The organism is Lysinibacillus fusiformis, from assembly GCF_016925635.1.
Classification (GTDB): Bacteria; Bacillota; Bacilli; order Bacillales_A; family Planococcaceae; genus Lysinibacillus; species Lysinibacillus fusiformis_F.
Map to the genome: position 1 here is coordinate 3291273 of NZ_CP070490.1, position 20425 is coordinate 3311697.

The 20425-nt window shown below is 35.7% G+C and carries 17 protein-coding genes; 14 read left to right on the top strand and 3 right to left on the bottom strand.

Annotated elements, in window-relative coordinates:
• The first annotated feature begins 2 nt into the window (after positions 1–2).
• The 5 genes from JTI58_RS16010 to JTI58_RS16030 all read left to right on the top strand — a co-directional run bounded on the left by JTI58_RS16010 (position 3) and on the right by JTI58_RS16030 (position 5154).
• Positions 3–1310: an opine metallophore biosynthesis dehydrogenase gene (locus JTI58_RS16010; RefSeq protein WP_205442254.1), complete on the top strand. Its 1308-nt coding sequence runs from the start codon at positions 3–5 to the stop codon at positions 1308–1310.
• A 349-nt stretch (positions 1311–1659) separates the two neighbouring features.
• Positions 1660–2487 (top strand): helix-turn-helix transcriptional regulator, encoded by an 828-nt coding sequence (locus JTI58_RS16015; protein WP_205442256.1) that lies wholly within the window; start codon positions 1660–1662, stop codon positions 2485–2487.
• A gap of 83 nt (positions 2488–2570) precedes the next feature.
• The gene (locus JTI58_RS16020; RefSeq protein WP_205442257.1) at positions 2571–3557 is read left to right on the top strand and encodes an ABC transporter substrate-binding protein; all 987 of its coding nucleotides are present in this window, start codon (positions 2571–2573) and stop codon (positions 3555–3557) included.
• Positions 3558–3599: 42 nt separating this feature from the next.
• Entirely contained in the window at positions 3600–3938 is a 339-nt protein-coding gene (locus JTI58_RS16025; RefSeq protein WP_205442259.1) for a cupin domain-containing protein, read from the top strand.
• Between the two features lie 226 nt (positions 3939–4164).
• Positions 4165–5154 carry an aldo/keto reductase family protein gene (locus JTI58_RS16030; RefSeq protein ID WP_205442260.1) on the top strand — a complete coding sequence of 330 codons (990 nt, stop codon included), beginning with the start codon at positions 4165–4167 and terminating at the stop codon, positions 5152–5154.
• Between the two features lie 68 nt (positions 5155–5222).
• Here JTI58_RS16030 and JTI58_RS16035 read toward each other — a convergent pair whose 3' ends face one another.
• The gene (locus tag JTI58_RS16035; protein WP_205447342.1) at positions 5223–6122 is read right to left on the bottom strand and encodes a LysR substrate-binding domain-containing protein; all 900 of its coding nucleotides are present in this window, start codon (positions 6120–6122) and stop codon (positions 5223–5225) included.
• A gap of 524 nt (positions 6123–6646) precedes the next feature.
• Between JTI58_RS16035 and JTI58_RS16040 the strand changes: the two genes are divergently transcribed.
• Entirely contained in the window at positions 6647–9118 is a 2472-nt protein-coding gene (locus JTI58_RS16040) for an S-layer homology domain-containing protein (protein WP_205442261.1), read from the top strand.
• Between the two features lie 759 nt (positions 9119–9877).
• Here JTI58_RS16040 and JTI58_RS16045 read toward each other — a convergent pair.
• A complete protein-coding gene (locus JTI58_RS16045; protein ID WP_205442262.1) occupies positions 9878–11005 on the bottom strand; it encodes an acyltransferase in 1128 nt (375 codons plus the stop codon).
• Positions 11006–11296: 291 nt separating this feature from the next.
• Complete coding sequence (locus JTI58_RS16050; RefSeq protein ID WP_205442264.1) at positions 11297–12289, bottom strand: NADPH:quinone oxidoreductase family protein; 993 nt, start codon at positions 12287–12289, stop codon at positions 11297–11299.
• A gap of 126 nt (positions 12290–12415) precedes the next feature.
• Between JTI58_RS16050 and JTI58_RS16055 the strand changes: the two genes are divergently transcribed.
• From JTI58_RS16055 to vanR, 8 genes are all read left to right on the top strand, one after another.
• Positions 12416–13003: a TetR/AcrR family transcriptional regulator gene (locus JTI58_RS16055; RefSeq protein ID WP_205442265.1), complete on the top strand. Its 588-nt coding sequence runs from the start codon at positions 12416–12418 to the stop codon at positions 13001–13003.
• Between the two features lie 374 nt (positions 13004–13377).
• Positions 13378–14283 (top strand): arginase, encoded by a 906-nt coding sequence (rocF, locus tag JTI58_RS16060; protein WP_205442266.1) that lies wholly within the window; start codon positions 13378–13380, stop codon positions 14281–14283.
• Positions 14284–14551: 268 nt separating this feature from the next.
• The gene (locus JTI58_RS16065) at positions 14552–15979 is read left to right on the top strand and encodes an amino acid permease (protein ID WP_205442268.1); all 1428 of its coding nucleotides are present in this window, start codon (positions 14552–14554) and stop codon (positions 15977–15979) included.
• 636 nt (positions 15980–16615) lie between these two features.
• Positions 16616–17413, top strand: coding sequence for a DUF817 domain-containing protein (locus tag JTI58_RS16070; protein ID WP_205442269.1), 798 nt, complete (start codon positions 16616–16618; stop codon positions 17411–17413).
• Positions 17414–17629: 216 nt separating this feature from the next.
• Positions 17630–18208, top strand: a complete 579-nt coding sequence (locus JTI58_RS16075; protein ID WP_205442270.1) for a pyridoxamine 5'-phosphate oxidase family protein — start codon at positions 17630–17632, stop codon at positions 18206–18208.
• Positions 18209–18566: 358 nt separating this feature from the next.
• Positions 18567–18971, top strand: a complete 405-nt coding sequence (locus JTI58_RS16080) for a DUF2247 family protein (RefSeq protein ID WP_205442271.1) — start codon at positions 18567–18569, stop codon at positions 18969–18971.
• A gap of 209 nt (positions 18972–19180) precedes the next feature.
• Positions 19181–19588, top strand: a complete 408-nt coding sequence (locus JTI58_RS16085) for a hypothetical protein (protein WP_205442272.1) — start codon at positions 19181–19183, stop codon at positions 19586–19588.
• 138 nt (positions 19589–19726) lie between these two features.
• Positions 19727–20419 carry a VanR-ABDEGLN family response regulator transcription factor gene (gene vanR / locus JTI58_RS16090; RefSeq protein WP_205447344.1) on the top strand — a complete coding sequence of 231 codons (693 nt, stop codon included), beginning with the start codon at positions 19727–19729 and terminating at the stop codon, positions 20417–20419.
• Positions 20420–20425 lie beyond the last annotated feature (6 nt).

Sequence of the window (20425 nt, forward strand, 5' to 3'; positions counted from 1 at the left end):
ATATGGCTTATTTTAACAATGTTTTATTGCTAGGAACAGGGCCAACAGTAATTCAATTAGCTGTGAATTTCAAAAAAATTTTAAACAGTAAGGTAGCTATTGCTGGTCGAGAATCTTTACGCTCCAATCTATTCTTCGAAGCTATCATTCAGCATCACCTGGCACTTAAGGTATCTATACAAAATACACAACATCAGCCTGTAGCGGGAGAATGTACAATTGATACATTTTTTAAGGGTTATGATACAATTTGTGGAAATTGGGATACGGTTATACTTAGTGTTACCACAGATGCATATCTATCTGTACTCGCACAAATCGATACCAAAGTGCTAAAGGAGGCTAGATGTTTTATATTAGTTTCCCCTACATTTGGTTCTAGTCATTTAATAACTAATTTCTTAAAGAATATAGCTCCTCAGGCAGAGGTAATTAGTTTTTCAACCTATTATGGAGATACGAGATGGATAGGTGGAATTCCATCAAATGAGGTATTCACAACAGGTGTGAAGAAAAAAGTATATATTGGTTCAACTTACTCGAAATCAGATAGACTAGAAATTTTAACTGAACTATTTCATCATCTGGGGATTAGTCTGAAAAAGGTAGCATCTCCTCTTGAGGCAGAAACAAGAAATATATCTTTGTACGTGCATCCTCCTTTATTTATGAATGATTTTTCATTACAAGCGATTTTTAATGAAAAGACAATGACAAAGTATGTGTATAAACTCTATCCGGAGGGTCCCATTACTTATACAATGATTCATCAATTATTAAATTATTGGAAAGAAATGATGGCAATCGTCAGTCAATTCGATATTCAATCTCTAAATCTATTGAAGTTTATGGTAGATGATAATTATCCATTGCTGCCAGCAAGTATAGCCAGACAAGACATAGAGAATTTTAATAAACTTGAGTCCATTCATCAAGAATACCTTCTCTATATTCGTTATGCATCCTTATTAATTGATCCATTTTCTAAGCCAAATCAAGAAGGAAGATATTTTGATTTTTCGGCAGTTCCTATTAGAAAAATTTTTAAAAATCACGACGGTGAATGGGATATTCCGAGAATGCCAAAAGAGGACTACTATCGTGTAAAAATCATTCAAGGGATTGCTAAGGCCCTGAAGTCAAAGAGTCCAACGCTTGATCATTTTGTACAAACATATGAAGATAAACTGCTACAAGTAGTAACTGTATCTGAGAATCAAAGGTTTTCAGAAGCCTTCCAAGTAAAATCCTTTTCACAAGAAATAGAGATGATTTGCAAGGAATTAAGAGGCCAAAAGATAGAGAAGTGAAAAATATAAAATGAGTGTGGTTGACGGACCTTTCAGAGAATCTTTCAAAAGGGGTCAGTATCCAGCTTTTCACGCGTAGATTAAGAGGCTCTAATTTTAATTGACAATGATAATCGTTATCGATAAGGTAGGGATAGGCGAGAGCCGTCATCCCTACCTTTTCACATTTTTGGTATAAATAGATGAAAACTATAGGTCTATCCTACGACCGAGGACCACACCTTGAAAATCGATCCTACACTTTAATGTCTTTTGGCTGAAGCAGTAACTTATTGAAAGATATGTGCTATTTACCGTAGGACAAATCCTGGTATTACAAGCAAACTATTATTGAAATGAGGTATACAAGATGAATATCGACGTAAATCAGCTAGCAGAGCATTTAGCACACACGCCTTTTCAAGTAGAGGGAATATATCGATATGCTAGAAATACAGGTGTGCCTCACGCTGACCATACAGATTCTTTTCCTGGATTTGTTTTTCCCCTTACAGGAAAAATAGAATTTCAATTTAATGGCACGCCTTATATCTTTTCGCCAGGAAAAGTGGTGCATGGGGGTGCAAAAATGAAACTAAATCAAAAAAATTTTGGAGATAAAAATTGGGAATATATTCTTGTCCTGTATAGGATATGGAACACAGAATTAGCAGAGACAAGCTTTTCTCATCAGCATTTTGAATTACCGATAGGACAATCTCCTCGTCTAATCGAATTAATTATGCGTCTATGGCATGTATATAATCAGCGTGGAGGCATTTCGAAGTTTCAGACAGAAATGCTATTTCGCGATGTACTCAATGAAGCCTTATTATGTGTTGTTAATAGGCAAAATAGCTGTGAATCACACACTCTATTCGAACAGGTAACTACTTATATTCATGAAAACTATTATCAAAGCCTTTCCATTAACTCGCTTGCCGAACAATATAACGTTAATCGAAATCGACTATCTTATATATTTCGAAAACATGCAGGGATGGGACCAGCAGAATATTTATTAAACTATCGAATAAACAGGGCGCAAAAAATACTGTTTACAAGTAATGTGCCTGTACAACAAATTGCGGAAACGGTTGGAATTGCTGACCCTTTTTATTTTAGTAGAGTATTCAAGAAGCAAGTTGGTATCTCTCCTACTGAATATCGAGAGAAGTTCATCAATAATCCATGCTAAGTTCAATAAGCATCCATTCTCTGTCAAATATGACTTTACTATACTAAGGATATATCAGAGATCATATGTTGGAGGAATTTCGGATGCAAAAGATTAAAGGACTGTTATTTTCAATGCTAGTACTAGCAGTTATATTGGGAGGTTGTAATAAATCGCCTGCTGAAAATAAGGCGTTAACTACAGAAGACACATCTTCATCAGCAGTTATTATAGAAGCAACAGATTGGCCGAGAACCATTAAGGATGCCTTAGGGAAAGAATTTGTGATCGAGAAAAAACCAGAAAAAGTGGCTTCTTTATGGTATTTTTACCCTGAAATTTTAGTTGCATTAGGTGAACCTCCTGCAGCTTCTACTGATAAAGACTATCTATCTTCTTTGTCTTATTTAAAAGGGAAGCTAGATTCAACAGAAGAATTAGGTGATAAATTGTCTCCTAGTATTGAAAAAACCCTATCGATTGGCCCTGATTACATTTTAGCAACAGAACATCACGAAAAGTTGTATGAATCACTAGAAAAAATCGCCCCAGTCATTACGTTGAAATCTCAGGACATCTACGAAGACTGGCAATATGGACTTCGTACAGTAGCCCAGATTATCGGAAAAGACGATGAGGCGGAAAAAGTAATTGATAAAATGATGAAAGATATCTCAACAGGACGTGAAGCATTAAAGTCCATTCAAGGAGAGTCTGTTGCCCTTATTTTGTCTTGGGATGGAAAAACTTTTAATGTTCTTGGTGAAGAGAACCCTGTTTATACACTTACTTTTGATAAAGAAAGGGGCTTGGGTCTAACACCAGATGATACATTTAAGGGGAATAATAATCAATTCGCTGCATTTGAAGGAATCTCAACTATTCAAGCAGACCATATTTTCCTTATCGGTGACATTACAAAAAAGGAAACTTTAATGAGCGAGTTAAATCAAAGCAATGTCTGGAATAATATGAATGCCGTAAAAAAAGGAAATATTCATTTGATGGATACTTCCGCTATTACGGGAGGTCCATTAGCTATCGAATACGCTTTGCAAAATATAACAGAAGCCTTGCAAAAGAACGAATAATAGGAAGCACCTTTTCCAAAAAGTAAATAAGGAGAGATGAATATGCAAGATCAAGTTATCAATATAAATGAGGAACAATCTGAATTAAAGGAGCTTTGGTCACCGAAAGTCATTGGTGAAATACACGATTTTCAATTCAAAGTGGTTAAGATTGCTGGTGACTTTATTTGGCATGAGCATCAAGGTGCCGATAAAGTATTTATTGTGCTCGAAGGAGAGATGTTCATTGCTTTTCGCGATGGCCAGGTGAAAATATCCAAAGGGGAGATGTTTATTGTGCCTGGAGGAGCTGAACACATGCCTTTTGCAGAAAAGGAATGCCATATTATGCTGGTAGAGCCTAAAGTTGCAGTAAATACAATCGATATTGAGGCTAAATAACCAACAGTAAATACTACTGAGCTTATAAAATGGAGGAGACCGTTTATATTATTTAAACGGTCTCCTTCAGCCTCTTAGAGAGAACGTATAAATAGTGCACATGATAGCCGTCATCATACTGTATCCTTATATATTTTTTTATATTAATTCATTACGAATAATATATTATTCATATGAAAACAGGATCCTTATAATAAAGATATCACGTATAAAGGGAGGATCTACAATGGAGTTTAGTAAACTTGGCAATAGTGGTTTATCAGTTAGCAAGATTGCCTATGGAAACTGGATAAATCATGGTGGTAAAGTAGATGAGGATACTGCAAATGCATGTGTTCATGCAGCACTGGATGTCGGTATCACAACATTCGATACGGCTGATGTTTATTCTGACACGAAAGCTGAAGAAATACTTGGTCGATCTTTACAAGGTATACGACGTGAGAGCATTGAACTATGTACAAAAGTGTGCCATCCGACTGGGAAGGGGCAAAACGATAAGGGATTATCACGAAAACATATTCTAGAAAACTGTCATGCCTCTTTGCGTCGGTTACAGACCGATTATATTGATGTCTATTATGCACACAGATTTGACCCAACGACTCCTCTTGAAGAAACGATGTTAGCTTTCGCAGACCTTGTAAGACAAGGAAAGGTGCTATACATCGGCGTAAGTGAATGGACAGCAGAACAAATCACTCGTGGTGCAGCACTTGCACGACAATTAAATATTCCGTTCATCGCTAGCCAACCCCAGTATTCTATGCTGTGGAGAGTTATCGAAACGGATGTGATCCCAACCTGTCAACGGGAGGGACTTGGGCAAGTAGTATGGTCGCCTCTAGCACAAGGAGTACTTACCGGGAAATATCTACCACAAAAACCAGTGCCAACTCAATCCCGTGCCAATTCTGCTGCAGGCAAACCATTTTTTGATAAACTCGCACAACGTTGGATGGATGACAATGTGCTCTCTGCTATACAGAAGCTCAAACCCATTGCACAAGAGATTGATCTTTCGCTTGCTCAACTTTCATTGGCGTGGGTACTACAAAACCAACAAGTCTCTTCCGCTATTATAGGTGCTTCAAGCCCAGAACAGGTAAGAGAGAATGCATTAGCTTCTGGTGTCAAACTGGAACCTGCAATAATGAATCAGATTGACGAAGTATTAGAAGGTCTCATAGAATACGATCCGAGTAAAACAGGTTAAGCTTTGCAAGTGACTTATCTAGAAATATATATAACAGCTATTTTTCCCCATCCTATTTAGGGTGGGTTTTATTTTTGGTGGTTAAGTTGAGAAAAGGAATACACCTCTCTAACGACTGTTAAGAAATGAGCTATTGCTGGAGATATTTCATTTTGTCTCCATCCTACATATAAATTTACTGTTGGTGTAGTCTCTTTGATTTTTTTATAGATAACGCCAGGACGTTGATAACTTTCCACCGACGACGGTACAACAGAAATGCCCATTCCTGTAGCTACTAAATTAACAATCGTTTGCATTTGAACAGCTTCTTGAACAACATTCAAACTTACTCCATGATCCCAAAAATAACTAATAATTAAATCATAAAAATTGGGTCCTAAATGACGCGGAAACATAATAAATGGTTCATCCTTTATTAATTGAAGTGAAATTTCGGGTAATGTGGCCAAAGGATGATCTTGATGTAAAACCAATCTTAAGGATTCTTCAGAACAAACTTCAGAAGCTAATATCTCGTTATTTCGCTCAGAACGAATAAATCCAATATGAATTTGTTTCTCATAAAGTGCTTTCAATTGTTGCTCCGTTGTCATTTCACGTAATGTAAGGTGGATTTTAGGAAAGCGTTCTCGAAATTTATTATGAACTTCTATAACAATTTCTGTAGAATCGACAAAACCGATTATTAAGCTCCCTATTTTCCCTTCAGCTGCAAGTTGTGTTTCTTTTATCGCTTTATCTAATTGAAAAAGTGTTTGTTTAGCTCCTTGTAAAAAAATTTCCCCAGCGTTTGTTAGTTCAACCATTCTTTTTGTTCGATGAAAAAGTTGAACACCCAATTCTTCTTCTAATTTACGGATTTCTTGGCTTAGGGGAGGTTGTGCCATTCTAAGACGCTCTGCTGCTCGACTAAAATTCAATTCCTCTGCCACCATTATGAAATAGCGCATTTTTCTAATATCTATTTTTATCCACCCCTTCTACTAATAGCAATCAAATCCATCTAGCAAGTTAGTGTTTAGGGCACGTAACGATCACAATGCCTAAAGTTAATTTTACCAATTAACTCATATTATCGCTTTAATTTTGTGTCCTCTATTATATCAAGAAAGTAATATAACACATTCAAGTGAAAAGTATGTTTCAGTAAAATTCCATAAATAAGATGCATTTTATCACCATTTCAACTATTTTTTCTATATTATAGAAATTTTCTATGAAAAGATTACCTATATAACCAATACTGTATTAAAATTACCTTATTTTTAGCGTTTATTTATTGGTAATCTAGTTATATTATTGTCTTGTAAAGCAAATTACAGTTTCATTGGGATATTTAATCTTGGAAAATTTAGAAGTTTGCTTTCCCTATAATTGGTTGTAATTATTATTTGCGAGAACAATTTATACATATTTTAAAAATTAAATAGCGCGATAATATTGTTCTCACAGAATAATATAATTTATTAAAATTCTGGAGGAATATAAAATGACAAAACAAAACAAAGGTCGTAAATTTTTCGCAACTACTGCTACAGCAGCACTTGTAGCATCAGCAATCGTACCAGTAGCATCAGCTGCTGAATTTCAAGATGCAGCTAGCATTTCATCTTGGGCAAAAGAAGCTGTACAATTTTTAACTGACAAAGGCTTCATCCAAGGCGATGAAAAAGGAAACTTCAACCCAGCTGGTACACTTACACGTGCAGAAGCTGCTGAAATTTTATCAAAAGCATTAGATTTAAAAGCTACTGGCACAGAAGATTTTTCTGATGTTAATGAAAATGACTGGTTCTATAACGCAGTACTTGCAACTTCACCAGAATTATTTGATGGTATGGGCAATGGTAAATTTGAGCCTAAAGCTCAATTAACAAGAGAACAAGCTGCGAAAGTTATCGTACAAGGTTACCAATTAACAGGTAAAGCAGATCTTAGCCAATTTGCGGATGCTTCTAAAGCTTCTAAATGGGCTGTATCTTACTTAGAAACAGCTGTAGAAAATGGCGTAATCAATGGTAAAGGTTCATTATTAGCACCACAGGATAAAATCAGCCGTGAAGAATTCGCTACAATGGTAAAACGTACGATTGATGCAGTTCAAGAAGTAACACCAGCTGTAGAAGCTGTAAAAGGGCTGAATGCAAAGGAACTTGAAGTGAAGTTCAACACAGCTGTTGATGCAAAAGATGCTGCAATCACAACGAAATATGCTGTTGAAGGTGTAGCGATCACAAACGCAGTAGTATCTGAAGACGGAATGACTGTTACGTTAACAACTGATAAAGAAGTAAAATTAACAAATGGTAAAGTAACTGTAAAACCAATTAAAACAAAAGCAGATGCTAAAGTTCTAACTGAAGAGTTCAACAAATTAATCACATTTGCAGATACAACGCCTGTTAGCGTGAATACTGTAGAAGCAAAAGGCACTACAGCAGTGATCACTTTCGATGAGCCTGTACAAAGTGAAGGAACAATCAGCTTAAATGGTACTGAACTTTCAAAAGATCGCTATACTTTATCTGGTAAAAAATTAACAATTACTGGATTAACAGCTGAACAATCTTACAAAGTAGACATTGTTGGTGCAACTGACTTTGCTAATAATATCGCAAATCCTATCGCAGTAAACTTCACAGTTTTGAAAGCAGACGTTGATAATTCAAAACCAACTGTTTCTACAGCTGTGAATGGTACAGAAATTACGTTTGATTTCTCTGAAGAATTAATGAAACAAAATCTTAATGCAGATGCTGAAACGAAAGAATATGCAAAAGTAACAGTAGGATCAACTGTATTCTATTTAACAGATGCTGATATTAAAGATACAGAAGATAAAACTGTCTTCACTATTGATGCTAAATCTGCTTTAGGTACAGCTACATTTATTAATACAAACATTAAAGTAGAAGGACAAAAAGATTTAGCTGGTAATGCAGGTGATGCATTTGAGTTCAATGCTATCCTTTCAAAAGATTTAACGCCTGCTACACTTGTATCTGCTGCTACTAAAATGTTAGTAGCTGACGATGTGAATGCTACTACTGATGTTGATGCTCTATACCTTACTTTTAGTGAACCAGTAAAAGTAGAAGGAACATTAACAGTTAAAACGCAAAATGGTATTGCTTACACTACTGGAAAAGAAACAGCAGTAAAAGCAGATGCTGGTTTCGATGTAGATGGTAACGGTAAAATTGAAGGTGCAGAGAAAAACACTGTAAAAGTTGACATTGATTTAGATAGCAATTCATCTTATACATTCGAATTATCTGCTAAAGCAGTGACGGATTTAGCTGGCAACGTAACTGCTGATACAGTGACTTTCAATGTAACAACAGGCGTGTTTGAAGCTACACCAGAAACACCTACAGATTCATTAGTATTTGGAGCTACTCCAGTTGTTGTAACAGATAACAATGTATTCACTGTTGAATATGCTGCAGATGTAACGGCAACAGCAACAAATGCTGCTAACTACAAACTAGGAGGAAAAGAGCTTCCTGCTGGTACGCAACTTCAATTTGTAGATGGTACTAAAAAAGTAAGATTCACTTTACCTGAAGGTTCTATCACAGCTAATGGTAATTATGTACTTGAAGCTAGCAATGTAGTAGATACAAAAGGTAACACTCTTAAAGGTGGAAAAGTTTCAACGCAAGTAACACTTAAAGAAAATATTGTACCTGTTGCTACTAAAGTAACTGCAGTAGATAGCAAAACATTTACAGTAGACTTCTCTGAAAACATTGCTGACCAAGCTGCACCAACAGGTGTAACTGTTAAAATTGCAGGCTCAACTGTAGAACTTGCTTCTGCTACAGTAGCTGGTGGTAAACTTACAGTAACAACTAAAGCTGACTATGCATTAACAGACAGCATTGTAGTTGAATTCAAATCAACAAACCTAGTTGATGCTAATAACAATAAAGTAAAAGACGGTTCTATTGCAAAATAATTAAATCGTTCATTGAAAAGCCCTGTGGAGAGGTCTCTACAGGGCTTTTTTTATGTTTAAATAAGATCATGCTAATAAGAGAGAAAGACCTCTAGGCAAGGCGAGAGGTTGATTTCCGTTCCGCCAGCGTCCTTTCCAGGGGGCGTCCGATGAGCCGCTTCACTCACTTACGTTCGCTCCAGGGTCTCCTCTGTGACGCTGAATCCCCTAGGAGTGACGCTGGCTCCACTCCAATCAACCATTCTGCAAAGTGTCTTTACTTTTTTTCATAGTAGCATAGCGATCAAATCGCCCATTATCTGTATTCTTAGCGGGGATAAGCTCTTATTTTCAATGAGGAGAAGTGATGCGTGACAACACCTCTTCATAAAACCTTCACTTTATTTGAAAACCTTTGCTAAAAAGGTAACACTTTTGTGGGGTGGAGTGGAGGGCTACTTGACTCCCTTGGGATCGCGAGACAGGCAAAACTCTAAACGGAGCGGTAGCGGAGGAAGCGATTCGGTGCTCGTCCACAGGAAGGCAAGTAGCCTGCAACGGAAATTCATTTTCACTTTTACAAAAATTCTATTGATTGTTTTTTTCACCTCTATGAAAGCCCTGTGAAAATTTCCAAAGGGCTTTTTTAATTAGTTTCTTCTTATTTAATAATGTACCACAGAAGAAACACTCATATTTCAGTAACGATAAGCACAAAATAACAGGTTCTCAACTAAATACATAGCCAGTTGACTGAAACTAACTGTGCATATAGAATGCTTATTTGTAAGGAAATTTGCTCGGGATCGGTCCAAAGGCAATCCAATGATATTTAAAGAATCTGCCCATCAAAAGCACAATCATCCATGTGATGAATAGAGCAAAAATAAAGCCACCAATGCTCCATAGGTGATAGATTATACTATTACCACCAGTACTTATTTGTCTATAAAGGAAAAGGAAAAATGGATGCAATAGATAGATGCCAAATGATACTGTTCCTAGATTGATTAAGCCATTTACAAAAGCTTGGTTCCATTTATCATAGATCCAGAAAGAAAGCTGTAGTAAGACAATACAGGCTGTTACAGATTGTAGCTGGAAAACTAGCTCAAATATGGTGCTGTTCACTATATAGGTTTGTGATGAATAAACAAAGTAATATAAATACACATTATATATAGTAGAAATTAGCCATATACACCACACAAAAAGTATCGTGATAGGGAAATTTTCTTTTTTTAGTTGAAGCCATCCTTTGTATTTTTCAAAATAGATCCCTAAAAATGCTCCTGTCAAGAAGTAAAAGAGATAAGAGAAAGCGATACTCCCTCTATAGGGATACTGCCAAAACTTTACGTTTAATAGAATAAAGACCCATTGAAGAACAAAGCCAATCCAAATTAAATGAGGAGATAGGGCTGGTTTTTTCTTTAAAATATATAGGAATAATGGGAACATAAGATAGAATTGAACAATAATAAAAATATAGTATAGATGTGTATAGGCTTTGCCTAATAATAGTTTCTCTAGAAATTCGACACTAAATAGGGAACGCCATGTGTCTACTAAATCATGTGTCACATAAAATTGCATCGCTGCATAATAAAAGATAGAAAAAAAGAAATAAGGAATGAGTATTTGGGTCACTCTTTTTTTATAAAAATGAATGATAAGCTCCTTTGTTAAATCCTTCTGTATATAATTGTAAAATAAAACAAATCCACTTAAGAAAATAAAAACAGGTACAGCAAATTTAGGGAAAATATTAAAAAACACATAAAATGGATATAGTTTTGAGTCACTAGATAAAGCCGTTACAGGTGTACTAGTAGAATGGATGAGAAGGACAGCTAGAATGGCTAAAGCTCGTGTAATGTTTAATTCATTAATATGTGCTCGCTTCATACGATCATCTCCAGAATATTGTTTATAGTATTGAATTCCCAGAACACTGCCTACATACTCTATTGGTATGCTTGTTCATGCTAATTTAGACAAACTTTGTTGCCTAAATTTGTCTAAAGGGAACAGGTGGGGCGTTCATGAGTTACTATAAAGGACTTATATGTCAGGGAGATGTCAACAATAAAAAAGCTACCACGCTCGCTATGCGTAGTAGCTTTATGTTGTTAATTTGACAACTTCTATAATTATTTTCTGGGAAATAGCATGGAGAAGGAAGCTGGATTAAACACCTTATAATGTAACAAGGATTCTTCCTCTTGCTTGTCCTTTTAGTAAAATAGGTAAAACCTCTGGAAGTTGTTGTAGCGTTACCTCTTGCTGAATGAAATCCTCAAGGTTTGCTGGTTTGAAATCAGTCGCTAAACGCTGCCAAATGTTCAATCGAATGTCCATTGGGCAATAAACAGAATCAACTCCAAGTAAATTCACACCTCTTAAAATAAAGGGAAATACACTTGTAGGAAGCTGTGTGCCTGCTGTTAAACCACTACTTGCAACAGCCCCTCCATATTGAATTTGGCTTAATAAAGAGGCAAGTGGCTCTCCACCAACAGAATCGACAGCAGCAGCCCATTTTTGTTTCCCTAACGCTCTAATCTTTCCATCATAGACCTCTTCACGATTTACAATTGTAGTAGCCCCAAGTGAATGTAAATATTCATGTTCAGATTCTTTACCTGTGCTCGCTTCAACTTGATAACCTAGTGTTGAGAGGATAGATACAGCAAAGCTACCGACACCACCCGTTGCCCCTGTAACAAGAATTTTTCCCTTTTCAGGATGTATACCATTTTCCTCTAACTTTTGAACAGATAATGCAGCTGTAAATCCTGCAGTACCAATCACCATAGCTTCCTTGAGGGAAAGACCTTTTGGAAGTGGTACAATCCATTGAGCTGGAATACGGGCATATTCACTGAAACCACCAAAATGAGATACTCCTATTTCATAGCTAGTCGCAATGACCTCATCACCTGCTTTAAAGCGAGAATCTTCAGAGGAAACAACCGTTCCAGCTAAATCAATGCCAGGAACAAATGGATAAGACGTAACGATTTTACCATCTGGGATAGAGGCAAGACTATCTTTATAATTAATACCTGAATAACTAACTTTAATTAATACCTCACCTTTTGGTAGATCTTCTAAAGTCAACTCGTTCACTTTCACTGTAAATGCCTCATCTTTATTGACTACTAACGCATTAAAATTATCTACTGTCATCGTAAACGTCCCCCTAAAATTTTATTCCATTAAACAGTATCAAAATTATTCTGACCGGTCAATATAAAATTGGATTATAGCGACTCTTCATGTATAATAACTTCTATCAAGTCATCGGAGGCTCCTATGAAAAAGAAAGAGGAAGAACGTAAAAAACAAATTATGAAAGCAGCCTTTAATGCTGTTTCACATTTAGGTTATGATAACGTTACACTACAAGACATTGCGAATCATGCTAACGTCTCAAAAGGGGTAGTTCACTACTATTTTACAAGCAAACAAAACATCTTATTAGAATTACTGGAATCCACTACGAGCAAAATCTACAGCTATGAAATACAAGAAATAGGCAAGCATAAAACGGCTATAGACAAGCTTCAAGCCTACTTAAATGCTGTTTTTGTATCCCCTCAAGAAAATAAAAAATTTTACAGAGTGTATTTAGATTTTTTAGCTCAGGCAAACAGCAATGAAGCGTACAAAAGAATTAACTTAAAATTTTATGAGAATTGCTGGGGAATTGGACAAGAAATTATTGAATTAGGAAAAAGTGAAGGGGTGTTTAGCCCAGACATTGATTCCTTAACCTCTGCAAAAATGATGAGGGCAATGATTGATGGTTCTTTAATTCAATGGTTAACATGTGATATAGAAGAGCAACATCTATTTTATAAAGAAACCTGTTTGAATAGTATTGTGAGAATATTAAAATAGAGGATTGAAAAGTCTTATTACTATTGTAGTAGGGCTTTTTTTGCCGTAAAAAATAAGGAGAATTGAATGATTTTGGAAGTTTTTTATTATTATATTGCATTTATAGATAATATTACCGTCAAAATTTTCGGAAAAAACTATAAAAAAAGAACAGTTTTAATATTTTGTTTAGGAATTTTTTACAAAAATACGCACTAAAAAGGAAAAAAATGTTTTGTTATGCATTGAAATAGCGTTTATGCAATCGTTTATACAAGAATAAATCTATGTTTTTAATAATTTAAACTGTATAAAAATTTAAAATAATGTCGAGTTGAGTCAATGTTGCAATTTCTTTATACTGTGAAAGTAATTATTGGAGAGGAGAAAATATCATGAATAAAGAAGTGACAATTATTGGGGTGCCCATGGATTTAGGTCAAACAAGAAGAGGCGTAGACATGGGGCCAAGTGCTATCAGATATGCAGGGGTAACTGAACGACTTGAGGGCCTTGGTTATTCGATTTATGACGAAGGGGATTTAACGATTGACATCGTACATGAAGATAAAGAGACAGAAGGAAAGACAAACCTAAAAAATTTAAAAACTGTCACAGAAATTAACGAGAAGCTAGGCCAAAAAGTGGATCATGAGATTTCTTTAAATCGTTTTCCTTTAGTATTAGGTGGAGATCATAGTATTGCTATTGGAACATTAGCGGGCGTTTCGAAGCATTATGAAAATTTAGGTGTCATTTGGTATGATGCACATGGCGATCTAAACACAGGTGAAACATCTCCTTCAGGAAATATCCATGGCATGTCTTTAGCTGTAAGCTTGGGCCTTGGACATCCAGCACTTACAAATATCGGAGGCTATGCTCCAAAGGTAAAGCCTGAAAACGTTGTTATCATTGGTGCTCGAGATTTAGATCCTGGAGAAAAAAAGCTTATTAAGGAAATTGGTATTAAAGTATACACGATGCATGAAATTGATCGTTTAGGAATGACGAAAGTAATGTCAGAAACGATTGACTATTTAAAGGAGCGCACAGACGGTGTTCACCTATCATTAGATTTAGATGGACTGGATCCAAATGATGCACCAGGTGTAGGCACGCCAGTAGCAGGTGGTATTAGCTATCGTGAAAGTCATTTAGCTATGGAAATGCTGTCAGAAGCAAATATTATTACTTCAGCAGAATTTGTTGAGACAAACCCTGTATTAGATCAATACAATAAAACGGCTATTGCTGCGGTAGCTTTAATCAGCTCACTATTTGGCGATACATTACTTTAAGCCATGAATAGAAGTCATTTTGTATCCCAGAAGGAAGAACTTTTCTTAAAAAATTAGGTCGCGACAACCAACTATAAGAAAATAGCTCTCCCTATAGTAAGTTTACAATACAATTTAGCTATTCAATAGCCTTTATTTTGTCAGAAAATTGACAGTTCATAAAATATATAAAACAGTTTATCTATTAACATTCAAATTTTAGATTGTTATCTGTTTTGTACGAAAAAAAGAAAGTGCTTACACAGATAATGAATGTAAGGAGTTTTTTATGGCAGCAGAACAATATGAATTAAAAAGAAGTATGAAAGCAAGACACTTATTTATGATTTCACTTGGCGGATGTATTGGAACTGGTTTCTTTCTTGGATCAGGCTACACGATTAACCAAGCTGGGCCAACTGGTGCCATCCTAGCTTACTTAGTAGGCGGAGCAGTTATGTATTTAACAATGCTATGTTTGGGTGAATTGTCTGTTGCTATGCCGGTATCAGGTTCATTCCAAACGTACACAACGAAATTTATCGGTCCTGCTACTGGTTTTGCCGTTGGATGGCTGTACTGGCTAGGTTGGGCAGTAACGGTTGCTCTTGAGTTTTTAGGGGCTGGACAACTTATGCAAAGATGGTTTCCTGATTCGCCAGTATGGATGTGGTGTCTAATATTTGCTGCACTGCTCTTTGTATTGAATGGTTTATCAGCAAAAGCATTTGGTGAAGCGGAATTTGTCTTCTCCAGTATTAAAATTTTAGCAATCATTATGTTCCTTGCGGTTGGTGGAGCGGCTATGTTTGGGCTAATCGATATGAAAGATGGAACAAATGCCCCATTCCTTTCTCATTTTTATGAGGGAGGACTATTTCCAAATGGCGTAACAGCACTGCTTATTACAATGATTACGGTGAATTTTTCATTCCAGGGTACAGAATTGATTGGTATTGCTGCTGGGGAGAGTGAAAATCCTGAAAAGACCATCCCTAAATCTATTAAACAAACAGTTTGGCGTACGTTATTCTTCTTTGTCTTTTCGATATTTGTACTTGCAGCGATGATTCCAATGGATAAAGCAGGGGTTGTTGAAAGTCCATTTGTTGTTGTATTAGATAGCATAGGGATTCCGTATGCAGCGGATATTATGAATTTTGTTATCCTAACAGCTTTATTATCCGTTGCAAACTCAGGCCTTTATGCCGCGACACGTATGTTGTTTTCTCTTTCCGTCGAAAAAATGGCAAGCCCCGTTTTAGGCAAGGTTAATAAAAGAGGCATCCCAATGAATGCATTACTGATTACACTCGCAGTAGCTGGTTTGTCATTACTGTCAAGTGTATTTGCTGCTAATACAGTATTTGTGTGGCTTTTATCTCTAGCAGGCTTAGGAGCACAAATTGGTTGGATTGCGATTACGGCTTCCCAAATTGCATTTAGACGCTCCTACATACGTCAAGGAGGAAAAGTAGAGGATTTAAAATTCAAAGCACCATTGTATCCAGTGATCCCTATTTTAGGTTTATTAGCGAACTGTATCGTTATGGCAAGCTTGGCTTTTGATCCAGCTCAACGATTAGCACTCTACTGCGGTGGTGCATTCTTCATTGGTTGTTATATCGTTTATTATTTAAAAGTGAAAAAAGTGACGAACTTAGAAATAAACCAACAAGAAGTCCAATTAAAATTAAATCAAAAAATATATCTTTAAGGTCAAAGAGTAGCCGCTAATGTGGCTACTCTTTCTTAGTGTTGAAAAATTCAATTGAAAGGTAGAAATGGATTTCCGTTGCAGGCTACTTGCTTTCCTGTGGGCGAGCGCCAAATCGCTTCCTCCTCTACCGCTCCGTTTAGAGTTTCGCCTGTCTCGCTATCCCACGGGAGTCAAGTAGCCTTCCACTCCACTTTTTAGCAAAGGTTTTCAAATAAAGTGAAGGTATTCACTACTCATTTTATGGAGAGGTGTTGTCATTCATCGCTTCTCCACATTTTTCACTACTAGTTAGTATGAAAGATAAAGAAAAGATACTTTTGCAGAATGGTTGATTGGAGTGGAGCCAGCGTCACTCCAAGGGAATTTAACGGCTCATCGGACGCCCCCTGGAAAGGACGCTGGCGGAACGGAAATCAACCCCTCACCTTGCCAAGTTGCTTTTTCTGCCGTTGACATCATCTCTTTTCTTCGTTAGTAAAGAACAACAAAGACGTATTTTACAAGGAATAGTTCCGATAGTAAGAGAAATAATTTATTGTTTTTCGATAAAAAAATATTGAAAAAGAATAATTTATCATTTATTCTTCATACAAGAAGAAATTAATTATAAACAAGTTAATTTGAGGTGGATTCATGTTGAAGAATTTTTTTAAAGACTTAGGAGCCTTTACGTATCATCAATCATTATCTTGTATTTTTCCGGTTGTGATATTTGCTACACTTGCACTCTCTAAAGCTATTCAAATACCTGGTGTAGGCAGATATGACTTTATTCTTGTTATCTGTCTATTGACGCAGTACTTGATGTATAAATTTGGTTTAGAAACAAAGGATGAAATAAAAGTCATTTGTTTGTTTCACATTATTGGGCTTGTGCTCGAACTATACAAAGTGAATTTCAATTCATGGTCATATCCTGAAGAAGCGTGGACAAAAATAGGGGGTGTGCCTTTATATAGTGGATTTATGTATGCGAGTGTGGCAAGTTATATTTGCCAAGCCTGGCGTAGGTTTGATTTGAAAATTGTAAGTTGGCCAAAAAGTTATGTAGCTATTCCACTTGGAGCCGTTATCTACTTGAATTTTTTTACACACCATTTTATTTATGATTTTAGATGGCTGTTGATGGCACTTCTATTCATTGTGTTTTATCGTACAATTGTCAAATTTACAGTACGGAACAAAGTCTATAAAATGCCCATCGTTATATCGTTCTTTTTGATTGGCTTTTTCATTTGGATTGCTGAAAATATTGCAACGTTCTTTGGGGCATGGTCATATCCGAATCAAGAGGTATCTTGGTCGATTGTTCATTTTGGTAAAATCAGCTCATGGTTTTTACTTGTAGTCATTAGCATAATGATTGTTGCACAGCTTAAACTCTTTTATCGTGATGTAGGTGAAAATTTGGAGAAGAAAGAGTTCATATAAATAGGTGTGAAGGAAAAATTAAATATGACATTCTTTTGTTTAATGATATTTGCGAGAAACGATTAAGAGAATTTGCAAAGTTTCTAAGAAATATAGTATGGGCTTCCGATAAACTAGTATTTTTAGCTTGTACCCATTCTCTTTCATCAAACTGTCCCTTTTTTAGAGTACATTCCTACTGTAGACTCCTCTTAGAAGAGAATAGGGGGAATGAAGATGGTAACAGATATTCGAATGGTGAATAGAGCTTGTACAGATGAAAAACAAATTAAGCAATTTTTAGAAGGCGCACAAACTGCATTTCTTGGTTTAGTGGATCAACATATACCATATGTTATTCCACTAAATTATGTCTATAAAGACGGAATTTTTTATTTCCATGGTGCCAACGAAGGAAGAAAAATAGATATTCTAACAACCAATCAAAATGCATGTATGACAATAAGCGAAAATTATGGAACAATGGTAGACCCGGTTCCTGCTAAGACTGATACGGCTTATATGAGTGTAGTCGCAAATGGTTTGGTGGAAATTGTCACAGATTTAAACGAAGCTACTGCTGCTATGCAGGCAATGCTCGATAAATATGTACCAGATTATTATCATACACCTTTGTCAAAAAAGCATCTCGATAAATATCAATCATCTTTAGGTAGCAAGACACTTGTCCTGAAAGTGAAGCCAACCAGTATAACTGCGAAAGAACATAAATTAAATGAACAGATGCAATATTATTCAGGGAGAGAGGTCACACAGGATATGAATCGAAAATCTACTATGAATCCAACAAATTAATTATGGAACAACTGTAAGGCTTGGGATTTAACCTAAGCCTATTTTTGATGTAGTAATAGTTCTTCACCATTAATTATTTCCATAAAGTGCTACGAAAAATAGCTAGTTTAGCACAGTCATATTAGTGAGTGACTATCTATAATAGAAAATGTTTATGAATGTTGATATGCGGTGGTACTGTATTATTTATGTATTGCACAAGTTATTACATAAATACAAAAAGTTATTGAGGAATTTATTAAAAAGAAGTCCATTCAAGATGTGTTAATTTGAATGACGGATTATTTATACATATGGAAAGTAATTTATCTATCAAGTATGGCTAACTTGTTTGCATGAAAAGTGAAGGGGGAATTATTTGACTATCCATACTGATGATTTAGTTGAAAACTCTCTTTCTATTGTTATCCCTTTAACATTCATAATTGATAAAACGGATTTAACATGGGAAGAAATGTACTTTGGCGTTCAATGTGGTTTTATTCACCCTGAAGCGGCCATTCAAAAAGCGGAGAAATTAATCGCACAAGAAGTAGAAATCTCAGCTTCGGTATTCGAACTAGCTAGCTTATTTAAGCATGAGGCATTTTTAGCTGTCCCTTATTTATCCAACTTAGCCGAACAAGAACCTATGCAAAGTATTACATTTATTCAAGAAAAGTGGCTATACCTTGTACTTAGCTGGTTATACGAACATCAGGAGGAACACAGGATACTAGAAGGCGAAGAACAACCCCATTGGATAATGCTTTTCAACAAATGATGGTGATTTGGGATGACTTCAATAGTAATATGACTATTTTTGATTTCATATTTAAACAAGATACTACAGATCCGTTGTATTTTGAGATAGCTGAAGAACCTATTCCAGTTGATTTATCGAATTTGTATCAAGGATGGAAAAGATTTTTGAAAGAGCAAGAAAAACGTTTCCAGATTTGGTAAATATGAAAGTATCCTGAGGTAAATCACATGAATGAACTATTTCGTATAACACTTTTTTCAATAATTGGTACTATTGCATCTCTAAGTATAATAATCGTTTTTATTAAAAAGGAGAAAACACACAAAGATTTTCTATTAGTGGTTATTACTTTTAGTTTTTTCACCTTGTTGTGCTTATCTATTGGTATAACGGGACTAGTAGACATTATTAAAAATGGGCAAAACCCATCTGTCAATGGATTATGTACAATTGTAAGGATTGATAGCGTGGGTGGTAGGTTTAGCACAGATACATTTTATCAAGTTATAATAGATGACCTTACTATAGAGGCGGATGCTGAGGATTTTGCTTTTTTAAAAGAAGGTACATATCAGTGTACCGTTCAATATGGTTTATTATCCCATCGTTTAATCGACATAAACTATCAAAAGTAGAGTTGGAAAGATGTTTTCCATCTCTACTTTTTTCATTAGCTTTCAAAGGTACTACCTTATTAATAGATATAGCCATATGTAAGTGCTATAATGCCTGTGAAAAATCATTGGAAAACATGTGGGGAGAAGGAGAGGACAATACAGTTGAATATTTTAGTTGTTGACGATGAAAAGGAAATTGCAGATTTAATCGAACTTTACTTAAAAAATGAAAACTATCATGTATTTAAATATTATACAGCTCAAGAGGCTTTGGCATGTATCGAGCAAGAAAATGTGGATTTAGCTGTTCTAGATATTATGATGCCAGATATAGATGGCTTTACCATTTTACGAAAAATCCGAGAAACATTGAATTTTCCAGTGATTATGCTTACGGCAAAGGAAGAAGAAATTGATAAAATAAATGGGTTTTCTTTAGGAGCAGATGATTATATAACAAAGCCATTTCGTCCATTGGAATTGGTTGCTCGTGTAAAGGCGCAACTACGAAGATTTACCTTGTACAACCAAGGCTCGAAGCAACATGAAGATATCATTGATTTTGCTGGCCTGGTGATTAACAAAAACACACGGCAAGTCTTTTTAAATGAAAGGCCTATATCCCTTACACCTACGGAATTCGCTATTCTTTGGTATTTATGTGCAAATCGAGGGACAGTTATTAGTTCAGAGCAACTATTCCAAGAAATCTGGGGGGAAAAGTACTTTAGTAGCAATAACACGGTAATGGTTCATATTCGACATTTACGGGAAAAAATGAAGGATTCTGCGGAGAACCCAAAATATATTAAAACGGTTTGGGGAGTGGGGTATACCATTGAAAAATGAGTTTGG

Excerpts from the sequence above, each read along its gene's own strand:
- JTI58_RS16045 (WP_205442262.1), bottom strand. The coding sequence starts at position 11,005 with ATGAAGCGAGCACATATTAATGAATTAAACATTACACGAGCTTTAGCC.
- JTI58_RS16010 (WP_205442254.1), top strand. The coding sequence starts at position 3 with ATGGCTTATTTTAACAATGTTTTATTGCTAGGAACAGGGCCAACAGTA.
- JTI58_RS16085 (WP_205442272.1), top strand. The coding sequence starts at position 19,181 with ATGAATGAACTATTTCGTATAACACTTTTTTCAATAATTGGTACTATT.
- JTI58_RS16020 (WP_205442257.1), top strand. The coding sequence starts at position 2,571 with ATGCAAAAGATTAAAGGACTGTTATTTTCAATGCTAGTACTAGCAGTT.
- JTI58_RS16050 (WP_205442264.1), bottom strand. The coding sequence starts at position 12,289 with ATGACAGTAGATAATTTTAATGCGTTAGTAGTCAATAAAGATGAGGCA.
- JTI58_RS16025 (WP_205442259.1), top strand. The coding sequence starts at position 3,600 with ATGCAAGATCAAGTTATCAATATAAATGAGGAACAATCTGAATTAAAG.
- JTI58_RS16065 (WP_205442268.1), top strand. The coding sequence starts at position 14,552 with ATGGCAGCAGAACAATATGAATTAAAAAGAAGTATGAAAGCAAGACAC.
- rocF (WP_205442266.1), top strand. The coding sequence starts at position 13,378 with ATGAATAAAGAAGTGACAATTATTGGGGTGCCCATGGATTTAGGTCAA.
- JTI58_RS16030 (WP_205442260.1), top strand. The coding sequence starts at position 4,165 with ATGGAGTTTAGTAAACTTGGCAATAGTGGTTTATCAGTTAGCAAGATT.
- JTI58_RS16075 (WP_205442270.1), top strand. The coding sequence starts at position 17,630 with ATGGTAACAGATATTCGAATGGTGAATAGAGCTTGTACAGATGAAAAA.
- JTI58_RS16055 (WP_205442265.1), top strand. The coding sequence starts at position 12,416 with ATGAAAAAGAAAGAGGAAGAACGTAAAAAACAAATTATGAAAGCAGCC.
- JTI58_RS16070 (WP_205442269.1), top strand. The coding sequence starts at position 16,616 with ATGTTGAAGAATTTTTTTAAAGACTTAGGAGCCTTTACGTATCATCAA.
- JTI58_RS16040 (WP_205442261.1), top strand. The coding sequence starts at position 6,647 with ATGACAAAACAAAACAAAGGTCGTAAATTTTTCGCAACTACTGCTACA.
- JTI58_RS16015 (WP_205442256.1), top strand. The coding sequence starts at position 1,660 with ATGAATATCGACGTAAATCAGCTAGCAGAGCATTTAGCACACACGCCT.